This is a genomic window from Variovorax sp. AC103, assembly GCF_979254005.1.
The window spans coordinates 151232-166498 of sequence record NZ_CEEDFC010000002.1; the positions used below are offsets into that span (position 1 = coordinate 151232).

At 69.6% G+C, this 15267-nt stretch carries 17 protein-coding genes; 5 read left to right on the top strand and 12 right to left on the bottom strand.

All coding sequences use genetic code 11. The features are described from left to right. The first annotated feature begins 308 nt into the window (after positions 1-308). The 3 genes from AC0IYU_RS03360 to dbpA all read left to right on the top strand — a co-directional run bounded on the left by AC0IYU_RS03360 (position 309) and on the right by dbpA (position 2440). A complete protein-coding gene (locus tag AC0IYU_RS03360) occupies positions 309-569 on the top strand; it encodes a hypothetical protein (RefSeq protein ID WP_472113020.1) in 261 nt (86 codons plus the stop codon). Between the two features lie 58 nt (positions 570-627). Next, positions 628-897 carry a translation initiation factor IF-1 gene (gene infA / locus AC0IYU_RS03365; RefSeq protein WP_013544282.1) on the top strand — a complete coding sequence of 90 codons (270 nt, stop codon included), beginning with the start codon at positions 628-630 and terminating at the stop codon, positions 895-897. An 85-nt stretch (positions 898-982) separates the two neighbouring features. Beyond that, positions 983-2440: an ATP-dependent RNA helicase DbpA gene (gene dbpA, locus AC0IYU_RS03370; protein ID WP_472113023.1), complete on the top strand. Its 1458-nt coding sequence runs from the start codon at positions 983-985 to the stop codon at positions 2438-2440. Here the strand turns inward: dbpA and AC0IYU_RS03375 are convergent. Continuing rightward, entirely contained in the window at positions 2400-3890 is a 1491-nt protein-coding gene (locus AC0IYU_RS03375) for an MATE family efflux transporter (RefSeq protein WP_472113025.1), read from the bottom strand. The two genes, dbpA and AC0IYU_RS03375, sit on opposite strands and share 41 nt — an antisense overlap. Positions 3891-3954: 64 nt before the next feature. On the opposite strand from AC0IYU_RS03375, the gene AC0IYU_RS03380 reads away from it, so the two are divergent. Next, a complete protein-coding gene (locus tag AC0IYU_RS03380) occupies positions 3955-4125 on the top strand; it encodes a hypothetical protein (protein ID WP_165840364.1) in 171 nt (56 codons plus the stop codon). Between the two features lie 81 nt (positions 4126-4206). Then, the gene (locus AC0IYU_RS03385) at positions 4207-4542 is read left to right on the top strand and encodes a hypothetical protein (RefSeq protein WP_472113028.1); all 336 of its coding nucleotides are present in this window, start codon (positions 4207-4209) and stop codon (positions 4540-4542) included. A 29-nt stretch (positions 4543-4571) separates the two neighbouring features. Here the strand turns inward: AC0IYU_RS03385 and AC0IYU_RS03390 are convergent, their stop codons facing one another. The 11 genes from AC0IYU_RS03390 to AC0IYU_RS03440 all read right to left on the bottom strand — a co-directional run bounded on the left by AC0IYU_RS03390 (position 4572) and on the right by AC0IYU_RS03440 (position 15257). After that, positions 4572-5510: a fatty acid desaturase family protein gene (locus AC0IYU_RS03390; RefSeq protein ID WP_472113031.1), complete on the bottom strand. Its 939-nt coding sequence runs from the start codon at positions 5508-5510 to the stop codon at positions 4572-4574. A 73-nt stretch (positions 5511-5583) separates the two neighbouring features. After that, positions 5584-6252, bottom strand: coding sequence for a GntR family transcriptional regulator (locus tag AC0IYU_RS03395; RefSeq protein WP_472113034.1), 669 nt, complete (start codon positions 6250-6252; stop codon positions 5584-5586). Between the two features lie 26 nt (positions 6253-6278). Continuing rightward, positions 6279-7589 carry an FAD-dependent oxidoreductase gene (locus AC0IYU_RS03400; protein WP_472113037.1) on the bottom strand — a complete coding sequence of 437 codons (1311 nt, stop codon included), beginning with the start codon at positions 7587-7589 and terminating at the stop codon, positions 6279-6281. Continuing rightward, positions 7586-7834: a (2Fe-2S)-binding protein gene (locus tag AC0IYU_RS03405; RefSeq protein WP_472113040.1), complete on the bottom strand. Its 249-nt coding sequence runs from the start codon at positions 7832-7834 to the stop codon at positions 7586-7588. The genes AC0IYU_RS03400 and AC0IYU_RS03405 overlap by 4 nt, the downstream gene beginning before the upstream one ends. Beyond that, positions 7831-8934, bottom strand: a complete 1104-nt coding sequence (locus tag AC0IYU_RS03410; protein ID WP_472113043.1) for an NAD(P)/FAD-dependent oxidoreductase — start codon at positions 8932-8934, stop codon at positions 7831-7833. The genes AC0IYU_RS03405 and AC0IYU_RS03410 overlap by 4 nt, the downstream gene beginning before the upstream one ends. Before the next feature lie 16 nt (positions 8935-8950). Further along, positions 8951-9892: a 4-hydroxyproline epimerase gene (locus AC0IYU_RS03415; protein ID WP_472113046.1), complete on the bottom strand. Its 942-nt coding sequence runs from the start codon at positions 9890-9892 to the stop codon at positions 8951-8953. Between the two features lie 14 nt (positions 9893-9906). Next, positions 9907-11049, bottom strand: a complete 1143-nt coding sequence (locus tag AC0IYU_RS03420; RefSeq protein ID WP_435486705.1) for a branched-chain amino acid ABC transporter substrate-binding protein — start codon at positions 11047-11049, stop codon at positions 9907-9909. 47 nt (positions 11050-11096) lie between these two features. Then, entirely contained in the window at positions 11097-12011 is a 915-nt protein-coding gene (locus AC0IYU_RS03425; RefSeq protein ID WP_472113049.1) for a dihydrodipicolinate synthase family protein, read from the bottom strand. A 165-nt stretch (positions 12012-12176) separates the two neighbouring features. After that, a complete protein-coding gene (locus AC0IYU_RS03430) occupies positions 12177-12908 on the bottom strand; it encodes an outer membrane lipoprotein (protein ID WP_472113051.1) in 732 nt (243 codons plus the stop codon). 124 nt (positions 12909-13032) lie between these two features. Further along, positions 13033-14010, bottom strand: a complete 978-nt coding sequence (locus tag AC0IYU_RS03435; protein ID WP_472113054.1) for a tripartite tricarboxylate transporter substrate-binding protein — start codon at positions 14008-14010, stop codon at positions 13033-13035. Between the two features lie 41 nt (positions 14011-14051). Then, the gene (locus AC0IYU_RS03440) at positions 14052-15257 is read right to left on the bottom strand and encodes a M20 aminoacylase family protein (protein WP_472113057.1); all 1206 of its coding nucleotides are present in this window, start codon (positions 15255-15257) and stop codon (positions 14052-14054) included. Positions 15258-15267 lie beyond the last annotated feature (10 nt).

A 15267-nucleotide genomic window follows, 5' to 3' on the forward strand; every position in this document is an offset into this window, starting at 1 on the left:
TATTAAGACAAGCAGCCGTCACGCCCCGCAAGCTATAATGTCGGGTTCGTTTCGATACCACGACGAAGAATTTCGTCAATACCGCCGGCTGACCTGCATCGTCCCTTGGACCTTCAGGCCTCTCATTCCCAAGCCGGCTTGCACAGTGTGTTGGAGCGCCAGACCGGGCGCCCATGATTGCCACCACTGCCTTCGTTCATGTTGAAGCGAATAGCGCGTCCGCCGCGCCGTTCTGGCAGGCCCACGCCCGTTTTCAATCATTTTTCAGGCATTTCGCGTTCCACATTTGCGCGCTGTGCCAAGGCTTCATGGACATCATTCAACACAGTATCGCGGTCGGCAAGTACCTTGTTTCCCCGCTCATTCGACACCAGGACGACGGCAACTACGCCGCCTCCGTCTCGATCCGCTCCGGCCACGGCAGCGGCATGCACGACCGCGTGATGCGTTTCACGCCGCGCTTTGCCAGCCACGCCGCCGCCGCGGGCTACGCCATCGACCAGGGCCTGGGCTGGGTGAGCGAACGCGCCCCCCGCAACGCCCCGCTCGCGCTGCCCTGCGCAGGCTGAAACAATCACGCCGAATTCCATCTCCAACACACATCGAACGATTCAGAGGTAATCACCCATGCCCAAGGAAGAACTGATCGAAATGAACGGCGCAGTGACCGAAGTGCTGCCCGATTCGCGCTACCGCGTCACGCTGGACAACGGCCATCAACTGATCGCCTACAGCGGCGGCAAGATGCGCAAGCACCACATCCGCATCCTGGCGGGCGACAAGGTGTCGCTCGAGCTCTCGCCCTACGACCTGACCAAGGGCCGTATCACCTTCCGTCACCTGGAACGTCGCGGCCCGCCGCCGACCTCCGGCGGCAACAACTCACCCCGCCGCTGATCCGCGACGCACGAAAGGCCTTGCGGCGCCCCGCGAAGGGCGCCGGCAAGGCTTTTTGTCTTTCATGGACCACGGCTGCTGAACGATGACCACACCCACTCCCCCAGCCGGCGGCCCGCAAGCCCAGGCCCCTGCCGACCACGGCTTCGCCACGCTGGCGCTCTCGCCCCAGATGCTGGCCAACCTCACGCAGCTCGGCTACACGCAGATGACGCCGATCCAGGCCGCCAGCCTGCCGCCGGCGCTGCTCGGCAAGGACCTGATCGCCCAGGCCAAGACCGGCAGCGGCAAGACCGCCGCCTTCGCCCTGGCGCTGCTCTCCAACCTGAACCCGCGCCGCTTCGCCGTGCAGGCGATGGTGCTGTGCCCCACGCGCGAACTGGCCGACCAGGTCACGACCGAAATCCGCCGCCTGGCGCGCGCGGAGGAGAATATCAAGGTCGTCACGCTGTGCGGCGGCGTCGCGCTGCGCGGGCAGATCGCCAGCCTGGAGCACGGCGCCCACATCGTGGTCGGCACGCCCGGGCGGCTGATGGACCACCTGGAGCGCGGCAACCTCGACCTGTCGGCGCTCAACACGCTGGTGCTCGACGAAGCCGACCGCATGCTGGACATGGGCTTCTTCGAAGACATCGTGAAGGTGGCGCGCCAGTGCCCCAAGGAACGCCAGACGCTGCTGTTCTCGGCCACCTACCCGGAAGGCATCGCCAAGCTCGCGCAGCAGTTCATGAAGAACCCCGAGCAGATCACGGTGCAGGCGCAGCATGAAGGCAGCAAGATCCGCCAGCGCTGGTACCAGGTCAAGGACAGCGAGCGACTGCACACCGTGAGCCTGCTGCTCGACCATTTCCGCCCCGTCAGCACGCTGGCCTTCTGCAACACCAAGCAGCAGTGCCGCGACCTGGTCGAGGTGCTGCAGGCCCAGGGCTTCAGCGCGCTGGCGCTGTTCGGCGAGCTGGAGCAGCGCGAGCGCGACCAGGTGCTGGTGCAGTTCTCCAACCGCAGCTGCTCCGTGCTGGTGGCCACCGACGTGGCCGCGCGCGGCCTGGACATCTCGCAACTCGAAGCGGTGATCAACGTCGACGTGACGCCCGACTCCGAAATCCACATCCACCGCGTCGGGCGCACCGGCCGCGTGGGCCAGCAGGGCGGCTCGGAAGGCCTGGCGCTCAACCTGGCCAGCATGAACGAGATGGGCCACGTCGGAAAGATCGAGCAGTTGCAGGGCCGCGAATCCGAATGGCACGACCTCGCCGAGCTCACGCCGGGCAAGGGCGAGCCGATGAAGCCGCCCATGGCGACGCTGCAGATCGTGGGCGGGCGCAAGGAAAAGATCCGCGCTGGCGATGTGCTGGGCGCGCTCACGGGCGACTGCGGCTACGCCAAGGACCAGATCGGCAAGATCAACGTCAACGAGTTCTCGACCTATGTGGCGGTCGACCGCGCCATCGCCGAGGAAGCCGTGCGCAAGCTCTCGAGCGGGCGCGTGAAGGGCAAGTCGGTCAGGGTTCGGCTGCTGACGCTGCAGGACCTGGGCGAGTAAGCCCCCCAGGCTGCGGCGTGGCGAGCGCCGCAGCCTCGCCGTGCGCCGAGGTCGGCGCCACTGGCGCGTCGAGCACCGGCACAGGCGCCGAATCGGGCGCTTGCTGCCGCGCCAGCTTCGCGGCCAGCCGGAACGCCACCACCACGGCGAACAGCCCGAACAGCGACGAGCCCACCGCCTGCCCGACCAAGACGCCGGCCGCGCCGTGGTGCGAGCCCCACCAGGCGAACGGAATCGTCCCCATCGTGGCGCGCCCCCAGTTGAACGCGGTCGACAGCAGCGGATGCCCCAGGTTGTTGAACGACGCATTCGCCACGAACAGCCCGCCCGCGAAGAAGAAGCTCGGCGCCAGCCAGCTGCAGAACAGCGAGATCAGCTCCGCCGCCAGGCCTTCGGCCGAGAACGCGCGGATCAGCACGCCCTGGCTCAGCGCCAGCACCAGCCACGCCGCGGCCACCGACGCCACCATGAACAGCAGGCTGTCGCGCAAGCCCTCCTGCACGCGCCGGTACTGCCCCGCGCCCAGGTTCTGCGCCAGGATCGGCCCGACCGCGCCGCTCAGCGCATAGACCAGCCCGAAGGCCACCGGCGTGAGCCGGTCGATGGTGGCCGCGCCCGCCACCGCCGAGGGGCCGAACTGCGCCACCGCGTGCGTGACGAAGGCCGCGCCCACGGGCGTGGCCAGGTTGGTCAGCACCGCGGGCCCGGCCACGGTGCCGAGCGCACGCGCATCGCCGCCCAGGCGCGACGCGTCGAAGCGCCCCAGCATGCGGTGCGTGACCATCACGCCGTGCAGCCCGATGGCCGCCAGCACCAGGCGCGAGACCACCGCGCTGATGGCCGCGCCGTCGAGCCCCAGGCCGAAGCCGAAGATCAATATCGGGTCGAGCACCGCCGTCACGAAGGCCGCCGCGAGCGTCACCGTCATCGAGCGGCGCGCATCGCCGACCGAACGCAGCAGCGCCGAGCAGGCCATGCCGATGCCCAGCAGCGGCAGCGTGTGCACCGTCACCGAGAGGTAGCGCTGCGCCAGCCGAGCGGTCTCGCCCTGGGCCCCCAGCGCCTGCAGGGCCGGGTGCAGGAAGAAGGCCGTGCCCGAGCCCACCGCCACCGACAGCACCGCCATCAGCACCAGGCTCGACGTGCCGATGCGCCGCGCATCGGCCAGGCGGCCCGCGCCCACCGTGCGCGACACCACCGCCGCGATGCCGATGGTCAACCCGATGCACAGCGACGCATGAAAGAAGCCCACCACGCCCGCGAAGCCGACGGCGGCCGCCGTCTCCTTCTCGCCGAGCAGCGAGATGTAGAACAGGTTGATCAGGTCGACTGCGAACACGGCGATCAGCCCGACGGCGCCGGTGCCCGCCATGACGCAGACGTGGCGCAGCAGCGACCCCGAAACGAAGCGCGGCCCCTCGACACCGCCGGCTGTTTCGGTTATTGGCATGTGAAATCCTTGAATGTGGCCTAATTGCGCCTCGAACATTCATTACTTTTTACCCGAGCTTTTCATGCCCAAGACATTCCGTACCGAAGCCGAACGCGTTGCCACCCCCAAGCCGACGCCGCTGCCCGGCTACACCGCGCCTCGCTCCGGTGGCGGCCAGAAGGTCAGCCTCGAACGCGGCACCGCAACGCGCAGCAAGAAGAACCCCGGCAAGCGTCCCAAGAAGGGCGGCTGATCCAGCACCCATGGCTCCCACGGGCCACGACGAACGCGCCCCTGGGCGCGTTTTGTCATTGGGGCCTCCGAAAAAACCGCCATGTCCGACGACAACCAGATCTTCATTCCGCCCTCGTTCTTCGCGGTGTACAGCGACGCGCGCCAGCGCCTGAGCGAGCCGATCGCCGTGGTGCGCGCGCGCTACGAGATCTGCGAAGACCTCGCCAGCCACCTCGTGGGCCACGCGCAGATCCAGCACCACACCGAGGTGCCCGTCGAGAGCGAGATCCTGCGGCGCATCCACGCCGGGCTGGCGACAGCCGAGTCGGGCGTGTCCGCGGCCGAGGCCACGTGGATCGTGCAGCGGCTGGCCGAGCTGCTGGGCTGGCCGGGCTGGCAAGAGCCCGAGCCGGAACCCGCGCCGAGCGAAGACTGACCGGGCCTGCGGCTACCGCCTCCGTCGCGTCAGGCCGGCTGAGCCGACGGCGACGTGGCCCGCTTCAGCAGGCTCAGGTACCCAGGCTGCACCTCCATCCGCACAGTCGCGCCCTGACGTTGCAGCAGGCGGTGCGCCTTCGGCAGCGCCCAGCACGGCAGGCTGGTGAACATGTGGTGCTCGCAGTGGTAGTTGACCCAGTAGGGCGCCACCAGCAGGCGCTCGAGCCAGCCGGCATGCGTGGTGCGGGCCTGGCGCAGCGGGTCGGATTCGTTCTGCGCAACCAGCGCATGCTCGGCGATGTTGCGCACGCGGCTCACCAGCGGCAGCCAGGTGGCCATCGGCAGCAGCCACATCAGCAGCCATGCCCACCCGTAGCCCGCCAGCGCGAAGGCGAGGAAGCCGAGGCCGTTCGCGAGGAGGAAGCGCCGGTCCTTCGCAAGCTCCCGGCCGAACGCCTTCAGCGCCGATTCGCCCGGCGCCCGTTCGCGGATGCCCTGTGCGATGTGCCCGAAGCGCTGCTTGTAGAACGTCTGCCCGCTCAGGTCGCGCGCCACCTTGCGCCACATCGAGGCGCGCGTGATCGGAAAGGGCGCCGACAGCACGAGGTCGGGGTCCTCGGTCTGCTGCACGAAGCGGTGGTGCTGCAGGTGATAGGGCCGGTAGTCGCGCAGCGACGACGAGCACAGCCAGTGGCCGACCCAGTCGTTCACCTTGCGGTGGCGGTGCAGCCCCGCATGCGCCGCGTCGTGCATGAGGATGAACAGGCCCAGCTGCCGCGTGCCCACGATCGGCACCATGAGCGGCACGGTCCACGGCCACACGATGCCCACGAGCATCGCCGCGCCGATGGTGCCCCAGCAATGCGCCACCAGCCACAGCCCCTTCCACGACGAACGGGCGGTGAGCGCGCGCCACTCGTCGGCGGTGAAGAAGTCTTCGGGTTGGGCACGGGGGGCGGCGGCCATGCGTTTCAGTATGCGCCGGCAGCCCCGGCGGCACACGCGGAATTCCCCGGGGTACGGACAGGGGCCGCAGGGCCTACTTGTCGATGATCTTGCGCGCGAAGACCTCGAGGTAGTCCATCAGCCGTTCGGCGCCCGCGACGGCGGCGGCTTCGTCGCCGGTGGCAATGCCCTGCGCCAGTTCGAGGTGCGCGTGGGCCCCTTCGACGATCTCGCCCTCATGCTGGTAGGCGTACCAGAAGCGCCTGCACTGCACGATCAGCGGCACCACCGCCTGCACCGCCGAGTCGTTGTGGCTGGCCTGGTGGTTGACGAGGTCGAGCGCGTGGTCGGCGCGCATGTAGTCGGTCAGGTCGCCGCGGTCCGCGGCCTCGACCATGGCCTGCGCGCACTGCACGATCTGCTCGCGCTGCAGCGCGGTGGCGCGGCGCGCCGAGCAGGCGGCCACCAGCCGTTCGAGCACGCGCCGGGTCTGGATCACGTCGAGGTGGTCGGCCAGGTCGATCGCCGACACCAGCAGGCCGCGGCGCGGCTGCTGCACGATGAGCCCGATGGACACCATGCGCATCAGCGCCTCGCGCACCGGCGTGCGGCCCAGGCCCGTGCGCTCGGCCAGTTCGGCCTCCACGACCTGGCTGCCGGGCTGGATCTGCAGGGTCGACAGCAGCGCTTCGATGGCGTCGTAGGCCACGTCGGCGGCACGGCGCTTGGGAAGAGGGCGGGAGTCGGGGGTCGGGGCGGCCATGGGGTGGTTCTGCGGATGCGGCGGCGTCATTGTCGAGGGTCGCCCGGCCCGGCAAGCGCGGCCAGTGTCGCGATGCGGACCGGCGACAAGGGCGGGCGCGGCACCGGGGGCGTCCAGCCGAAGAGAAACTGCCCCGCATCGCCGCAGACGCGGCCCTGGCAGGCGCCCATGCCGCAGCGGCGGTGCAGCTTGGCGTCGGTCCAGCCGGTGCTTGCCGAGAGCGCGGACAGCGGCACGTCTTCGCAGCGGCACACGAGCGTGTCGGGCCAGGGCATCGCGCGCAGGTCCGGTGCCAGCGCAAAGCTGCGGTGCAGTTGCGCGGCAAAGGCATCCCAGCTGGCGCGTTCGCGCTGGTGTGCCTTGGCTTCGGCTTCGTTGCCGACGGCCGCATGGCCGGCGATGCGGCCCTGGGCCAGCGCGCGTTCGCTGCCGCCGAAGCCAGTGCACTCGCCGGCGGCGTAGATGTCCGCGACGCCCGTGGCCTGCAATGCATCGACCGACAGGCCCTGTGCGCCCTGTGCGCCGTATGCGCCGTGTGCGCCGTGTGCCCCGAGCGCGCAACCGAGCAACTGGCCCAGCTGCGTGTTCGGCACGAGGCCGAAGCCGCAGGCCACCCGGTCGCAGGCGATCTCGGCCTCGCGGCCGCCCTGCCTGAGCCGGACCGATTCGACCTGCGCCGTGCCCTGCACCGACACGATGCGCGACGCGGTGCGGTACTGCGCGTTGACCAGCGTCACGGCCTGCGCCGCCTTGCCGGGCCAGCGCACAAGGCCGGCACCGAAGCGCGCGACCGATGCGAACGAGGCCTGCTCGGCGATGCGCAGCACCTTCGCACCGGCCGCGCGCGCCGTCGCCGCGGCGGCCAGCAGCAAGGGCCCGCTGCCCGCGATGACGATGCGCTCGCCCTCCACCGGCATGCCCGCCTTGACGAGCGCCTGCAGACCGCCCGCGCCCGTCACGCCGGGCAGCGTCCAGCCGGGGAAGGGCAGCAGCAGCTCGCGCGCGCCGGTGCAGAGGATGAGCTTCTTCCACCGCATGCGCGCGGCGCCCTCGGCGTCCTCCAGCAGCAGTTCATGGGCGGCGGACACGGCCACGACGCGCGTGCCGCTGCGCACGCGGATGTTGGCGTGGCGCCCGAGCGCATCGCGCCATCGTTGCGCGGCAGGTGGCAGCGCCGCAAAGGGGCCGTCGCGCCAGATCTGTCCGCCGGGCGCGGGGTTGTCGTCGATGACGACGACCGATACACCGCTCTTCGCAGCCGCCACCGCCGCAGCCATGCCGGCCGGGCCCGCGCCCACGACCAGCACATCGCAGTGTTCGCCAGCGATGCCGCTCATTCCGTGATCTCCACGCGCATGCCTTCGGCGCACACCGTCTGGCACGCCAGCCTGCGCCGGCCGTCGACCCACACGCGGCATTCCTGGCACACGCCCATGCCGCAGAACGGCGCGCGCGGCTGGCCGGTGACCGAGGTCCGCGCCACGCCCATGCCGCCGGCCACGCACAGCGCGGCGGCGACAGAGCTGCCCGCCTTCACGCGCACGAGATGGCCGTCGATGTGCAGCAGGGTGTGACCGCTCATGTCATTTCCCGCAGACCGCGCGGCGCATACGGCGCCGCGTCGACATCGGGCGTCGTGCCGGTCATCAGTGCGGCCAGCAGATGCGCGCTGCCCGGCGCGGTGGTCACGCCCAGGCCTTCGTGCCCGACGGCGAGCCAGAGCCTCTCGCGCCAAGGGTGCCTGCCCAGCAGCGGCAGGCCGTCGGGCGATGCGGCGCGCAGGCCGGTCCATGCGCGCACCGCGTTCAGGTTCGCAAGGCCCGGCAGGTAATCGAGCGTGCGCTGCAGCATGCGCGCCAGCATCGGCGCCTCGACGGCCGGGTCCGTCGTGTCGAACTGGCGCGACGAGCCGACCAGCAGTTGCCCCGTCGGCCGCGGCTGCACGTTGAAGGCCACCGAGTCGCCGTCGCTGTGGTGCGCGCTGGTCACGTAGCCGAGCTCGACGAGCTGGTGGTGCACCGTGTCCGGGTACCGGTCGGTGATGAGCAGGTGGCCCTTCTTGGGGCGGATCGGCAGTTCCGGGCACAGCGCCGTTGCCTGGATGCCGTTGGCCAGCACCACCCGCGGCGCGCTGCGGCGGTTGCCGTCGGCCAGGCGCAGCGTGCCGTTGTCTTCGATGGCCTCGACCTTGGCGTGCTCGATGCGGACCGATGACGCTTCCTGGGCGAGCAGCCAGCGCGCCGCATTCGGCGCATAGAGAATGCCGTCGCCCGGCACTTCGAGCGCGCCCGCGAGGCCCTGACGCAGTGCGGGTTCGGCGCTTGCCAGTTCGCGCCCACTGAGCAGGCGGCTGTCGATGCCGTGCGCACTCAGCCGCTGCCGCTTGCGCTCGGCCTCGGCCATCTCTTCGTCGTTGGCGGCGATCCACAGCGTGCCGCAGGGGCTGTACGCGCAGTCCTCGCCCATGCGCGGGGCCAGCGCGCGCCAGCGCGCCACCGAATCGCGGCTCAGCGCCAGCTCGGCCGGGTTGTCGTCCATCACCACGAGGTGGCCCATGCCCGCGCCGGTGGCGCCGCCCAGGCGCGCATCGAGCACCAGCACGCGCGCGCCCTTTTGCGCCAGCGCCTGCGCGCAGGCCGCGCCGACGATGCCGGCGCCGATGACGATGACGTCCGCGTCCATGCCGAGCAGCCCGGCGTCAGCGCCGGATGCCCCAGCCGAAGGGGTCTTCGTCTTCGATCAGCAAGGTGGCTTCGGCGCTGATGTGCGCGCGGCCGCGCAGCGTGGGAATGACCTTGCCGCCGTCCATCGCGTAGCGGGCCTCGAACACGCTGCCGATCACGCTGGCCTGCTTCCACACGGCCCCCGGTGCGAGCTTGCCGTCGGCCGCGAGGCAGGCGATCTTGGCGCTGGTGCCGGTGCCGCAGGGCGAGCGGTCGTAGGCGTTGCCGGGGCACAGCACGAAGTTGCGGCTGTCGGCGCCTTCGTCATCGTCCGCGAAAAGCTCGATGTGGTCGATCTCCGCGCCGTCCGCGCCCGTGATGCCCTGCGCCGCCAGGGCAAGGCGCAATGCGGCGGTGTAGTCGGTCAGGGCGGCGAGGTTGTCGCTGGCCACGCGCTGGCCGTGCTCGCTCTCGCTCACCAGGAAGAACCAGTTGCCGCCATAGGCCACGTCGCCACGCACCGTTCCGTGGCCCGGCAATTCGACCGCCACCTGGTGCAGGTGCCGGTAGGCGGGCACGTTGCGCACGCTCACCGAGCCGTCTTCGTGCAGCGTGGTCGTCACCGTGCCCACGGGTGTCTCGATGCGGTGCTCGCCCACGCCGATGCGCCCCATGTGCGCCAGGCTCGCGACCAGCCCGATGGTGCCGTGGCCGCACATGCCGAGGTAGCCGGCGTTGTTGAAGAACACCACGCCGGCCGCCGCATCGGGCGACACCGGCGCGCACAGCAGCGCACCCACCACCACGTCGCTGCCGCGCGGCTCCAGCACGGCGGCCGCGCGCCACTTGTCGTGGCGCTCGGCCAGCAGCGCGCGGCGCTCGGCCATGGGGCCGGTCCCCAGCTCGGGAAAGCCGCCGATCACGAGGCGCGTGGGTTCTCCGCCCGTGTGGGAGTCGATGACCTGGATGCGTTGCATGGGCCTGGTTCCGTTCAGTAGCTGGCGATGGGCACGGGGACCGCGTTCTTGAAGGTGAAGACGGTGATGGGCGCCTGCTTCATGTTGCCCTTGTCGTCGTAGGCATACGTGGCAGCCACGCCCTTGTAGGTGGCCTTGTAGAGCTCGGCACCCACCTTGTCGGGGTCGATGGAGTTGGCCTTCTTCATCGACTCGCCGATGAACAGCACCTGGTCGTAGTACGAGGCCGCGTACGCATCGGGGTCGGCGTTGAAGCGCTTCTTGAACTTCTCCTTGAAGGCCGGGCCGGTCTGCGCCTTCTCGAGCATGGAGCCGCCCTGCGCGCAGAACACCAGGTCGTTCACCGCGTCGCCGCCGAGCTTGCCGGTGGCCGGGCTGCACACGGTGTCGCCGCCCAGCAGCTTGCCGGGCACGGCCAGCTGCTTCATCTGGCGCGCCATGGGCGCGGCCTGCGGCGCATAGCCGCCGAAGAAGATGGCCTCGGGCGCCTTGGCCTTCATGTTAGTCAGGATGGCGGTGAAGTCCACGGCCTTGTCGGTGGTGAACTCCTGGCCGACCACGGTGAGGCCCTGCTTCTTCGCCTCCTTGGTGAACTCTTCCGCCAGGCCCTGGCCGAAGGCGGTGCGGTCGTCGATGACGCCGACCTTCTTCACCTTCAGCTCCTTGGCCGCGTACACGGCCATGGCGGAGCCGATCTGGTTGTCGCTGGCGATGATGCGGTAGAGGTTCTTGTAGCCGCCCTGCGTCACCTTCGGGTTGGTGCCCACGGTGGAGACCAGGGTGCCGCCGTCGCTGTAGAGGCGCGAGGCCGGAATCGCCACGCCCGAGCAGTACGGCCCCATGACGTACTTGACGCCGTCGTCCACGAACTTCTGCGCCACGCTCACGCCGGTCTTGGCGTCGCACTGGTCGTCTTCGGAGACCAGCTCGAACTTCAGCGTCTTGCCGCCCACGCTGAGCTTCTTCGCGTTGAGCTCCTCCACCGCGAGGCGCACGCCGTTTTCGTTGTCCTTGCCCGCGAAGGCGTTGGGGCCCGACAGCGGCCCGCTGTGACCGATCTTGACCACCTGCTCCTGCGCGTGCGCCTGGCCGGCGAGGGCAAGGGCCGCCAGGCCGGCAAGACTGAAAGATGAAACCATGCCTGCTCGTGTCTTCATGCTTCTTCCTAGGTTGGGACAATGAAAAGTGCGAAGGTTCGCGGTGACTACATGACCGACTGGTACTGCGCGGGCCGCGTGGCCAGCGCCTTCTTCACGATGTTCTCGATGAAGGCGCGCTCCTCGCCGATCAGCGGCAGGCGCGGACGGCGCATATGTTCGGTGCCCACGCCCACCAGCACGTCGATGAGCTTCAGGTTCTGCACCAGCTTGGTCGACACGTCCAGGTGCAGCATCGGCGTCATCCACTGGTAGAGCTTGAGCGCCTCGGCAAACTTGCCGGCCTTCATCAGGTCGTACAGCGCCACCGTCTCGCGCGGGAACGCGCAGCCCACGCCGGCCAGCAGGCCGTTGCAGCCCAGCGCCAGGCCTTCGTAGGCGAGGTCGTCCACGCCCAGGAAGAGCTGGTAGCGCTCGCCCACGGTGTTGCGCAGGTCGGTGATGCGGCGGATGTCGTCGGTGCTTTCCTTGATGGCCGCGATCCATTCGCAGTCGGCCAGCTCCACCATGTGCTGCGGTTTCAGGTCGACGCGGTAGGCCACCGGGTTGTTGTAGACCATGATGGGTTTCTGCGCGGCGTTGGCGATGGTGCGCACGTTGAGCATGGCCTCGCGCGCGTCGGCCACGTAGATCACCGAGGGCATCACCATGAAGCCGGCCACGCCCAGCTTGTTGGCGCCGTCCACGTAGCGCAGCGCCTCGCGCGTGCTGGTCTCCGACACGTTGGCCAGCACCGGGACGCGGCCGTCGGCGGCGTCCAGCGCGATCTTGGCGACCTGCAGTTTTTCTTCGAGCGACAGCGTGCTGGCCTCGCCCAGCGAGCCGCAGGTGACCAGGCCGTGGATGCCGTTGCGGATCTGGAAGTCGATGTGGCGCGCCGTGCCTTCGGCATCGATGCTTTCGTCGGCGTTGAACTTGGTGGTGACGGCGGGAAAGATGCCTTGCCAGCGGGGATTGCTCACTTGATCGCTCCTTGTGGATGTGCGGTGTGGAAGCGTCGCACTTTAAATATATTAAGGATATATCGTCAAGATATCCGTGGGGCAAGCGAGCTTCCGGTGCCGGTGCTTCTGTGATATCGGGGAGAAAACGCCGGGCCGCGTGGCGTCGGGCGGCCCGGCTCGCGGCTACTTGTGGCCGTCGACAGGGCGCAGCACGCCGCGTTTGAGCGTGACCGGCTTGCCGAGAGGCGGCGCGGACTTCGTCTCGACGGTGCGCACCGTCCCGTTGTCCATGCGTACCGCCACCTCGTAGACCGTGACGGTGCGCACGTGCTTCTCGATCTCGTTGCCTGCGAAGCCGCCGCCCACCGCGCCCAGCACCGTGGTCGCGGCGCGCCCGTTGCCGTGCCCGAACTGGTTGCCGACAAGGCCCCCCACCACGCCACCGGCCACGGCGCCGACGCCGCTGGTGCTCTGCAGGCGCTTCTGCACCGGACGAACCGACTCGACGCGCCCGCAGACCGCACAAGGCGCAGGCGCGGGCGCTGCAGCCGCCAGCGGCGCATTCACGCCCGGCGCCGGTCCCGGCTGGACGGCCTGGGCGGGCAAGGGAGCGGGCGCAGGCACCGGCGCGGCTGCCATGGCCTGCGGAGACTGCCCCGCCGCCGTGGGCGGCACGGCAGCCGCCGGCGGCATGGCTTCAGGCTTGAAATCGTCCGGTGCGGCCGGTGCGGTAGGCGACGCAGCGGCCACGACCGGCGGCGCGCCCGCGCTCACGGCAGGCCCCTGCTTGTAGAGCAACACGCCGCCGAGCGCGACGACGGCCACGGCCAATGCGCCGATCACGGCCCACAACGCCTTGGGCGACTTGCTCACGGGCTGGCCCGGGGGCGGGTTGAATGGTGAAGACGAGTCCATGGAAATTCCCTAGTCCGTCCGAAGCGACATCCTTCGGAACCCACCAGGGAGCATGAGCGCGGGCGGCGTGTTGTCAATTGACCGGTGTCCTACAGCGCGGCCCGTGCGCGCACCCCGGACAAGGTCAGTCGATCTTCGCGCCCGAGGCCTTCACCACGGCACCCATGGCATCCCAGTCGGAGCGCAGCAGCTTCTGGAATTCTTCAGCGCTCTGCGTGCGCGGCTCCACGCCCAGGCGCTTGAAGCGTTCCTGGATCACCGGGTCCGCCAGCACCTTGTTGGCCGCGACGTTGATGCGCTCCACCTCGGCCTTCGGCGTGCCGGCCGGCGCGAGCAGGCCGATCCACGAATCGAAGGCGTAGCCCGGCAGGCCGCTCTCGGCCACGGTCGGCAACCTGGGCAGGAAGGGGCTGCGCGACTGCCCGGTGGAGGCCAGCAGCTTCATGCGCGCATCGTCCTGGAAGCCGATCACGCCGATGCTCGACGAGATCACCGCCTGGACCCGGCCCGCGAGCACTTCGTTGACCGCCTCGCCGGTCGACTTGGTCGGGATGTGCGTCATCTGCAGGCCCGCCTTGGCCAGGAACGACGCCATGGCCAGGTGCGTGGCGCTGCCGTTGCCCGCCGAGGCGTAGTTGTACTTGCCCGGGTTGGCCTTGACCTCCTTGATGAAGTCAGCCGTGTTCGACACGTTCAGCCCGCTCGCCACCGCCAGAACGTAGCCCGCATTGCCCACGTTCGCAACGCCCACGAAGTCCTTCAGCGGGTCGTAGCTCAGCTTGTTGTACAGAAAGCCCGCGATGTTGTGGCTCGCCGCGGCCAGCACCAAGGTGCTGCCGTCGGCCGGCGCGCGCGCCACCATCGCCGCGCCCACGGTGCCGCCCGCGCCCGCGCGGTTCTCGACGATGGCGCTGGCGTTCAGCGCCGCGCCCAACTCGTTGTTGAAGGCGCGCGCCACCGTGTCCTGCACCGCGCCGGTGCCGAAGGGCACGACGATGTGGATCACGCGCTGCTGCGCATGCACGGGGGAAAAGGCGCACAGCGCTGCCGCCGCAGCGGCAAGCGCGCCGAGGGAACGTCGGGTGAACGGGGTCGAGGGCATCGGGGTGTCCGCTTTCTTCATCGTCAACAGGGGAATGGATTTCAGGTGCCCGACGGCAGCCAGCGCTGCGCGAGCTTCACGAAGTAGCTGGCACCGATCGGGATGATCTCGTCGTTGAAATCGAACGAGGTGTTGTGGATGATGCAAGGGCCGGGCCCGTGGCCGTCGAGCCGGTGGTCGCCGTCGCCGTTGCCCAGGAACGCGTAGCAGCCGGGCCGTGCGATCAGCATGTGCGCGAAGTCTTCGGCGCCCATCACGGCGGGGAAGTCGTCGGTGACCATGTCGTCGCCCACCACCTCGCGCATCACGCCGGCGGCAAAGCGCGCCTCCGCCGCGTGGTTCACGGTCGGCGGCGACGAACGGTTGAAGTACACCTCGGCCGTGCAGCCGTGCGCCGCCGCCACGCCGGCGGCCACCTCGCGCAGGCGGGCCTCGATCTTGTCGATGGCGTCGAACGAAAAGGTGCGGATGGTGCCGCCCACCGTGGCCACGTCGGGAATCACGTTGGGCGCGTCGGAGCCCTGCAGCTGCGTCACCGCGAGCAGCGCGCGCTCGGTGCTGGGAATGGTGCGCGGCACGATGGTCTGCAACTGCTGCGCCAGCGTGACCACCGCCGCCACCGGGTCGATGCCCGTGTGCGGCATCGAGGCATGCGTGCCGCGCCCGCGCACGGTGATCTTGTAGGTGTTGCTCGAGGCCATGAGCGCGCCTTCGTTGAGCGCGAAGCGCCCCACGTCGCCCACGGGGAAGTTGTGCAGCCCGAAGACCGCGTCGCACGGAAAGCGCTCGAACAGGCCCTCGTCGATCATCTTCTTGGCACCCGCCTTGCCCATCTCCTCGGCGGGCTGGAAGATGAAGTTCACCGTGCCGTCGAAATCTTCCGGGCCCTGTTGCGACAGGTGCCAAGCGGCGGCCAGCAGCATGGTGGTGTGGCCGTCGTGGCCGCAGGCGTGCATGCGCCCGGGGTTCGTCGACTTGTGGGCGAAGTCGTTGGCCTCGTGCAGGGGCAGGGCGTCCATGTCGGCGCGCAGGCCGATGGTGCGCGTGCCCTTGCCCTTGCGCAGCACGCCGACGAGGCCCGTGCCGGCAATGCCGCGATGCACCTCGATGCCCCACTCGGTGAGCAGGTTCGCCACCTTCTCGGAGGTGCGGTGTTCTTCGAAGCCGAGTTCGGGGTGGGCGTGGATGTCGCGCCGGATGTCGACGAAGCGGGCGGCGTTGGCAAGGAAGGAGTCGGCGATGTTCATGGCAGGGCGT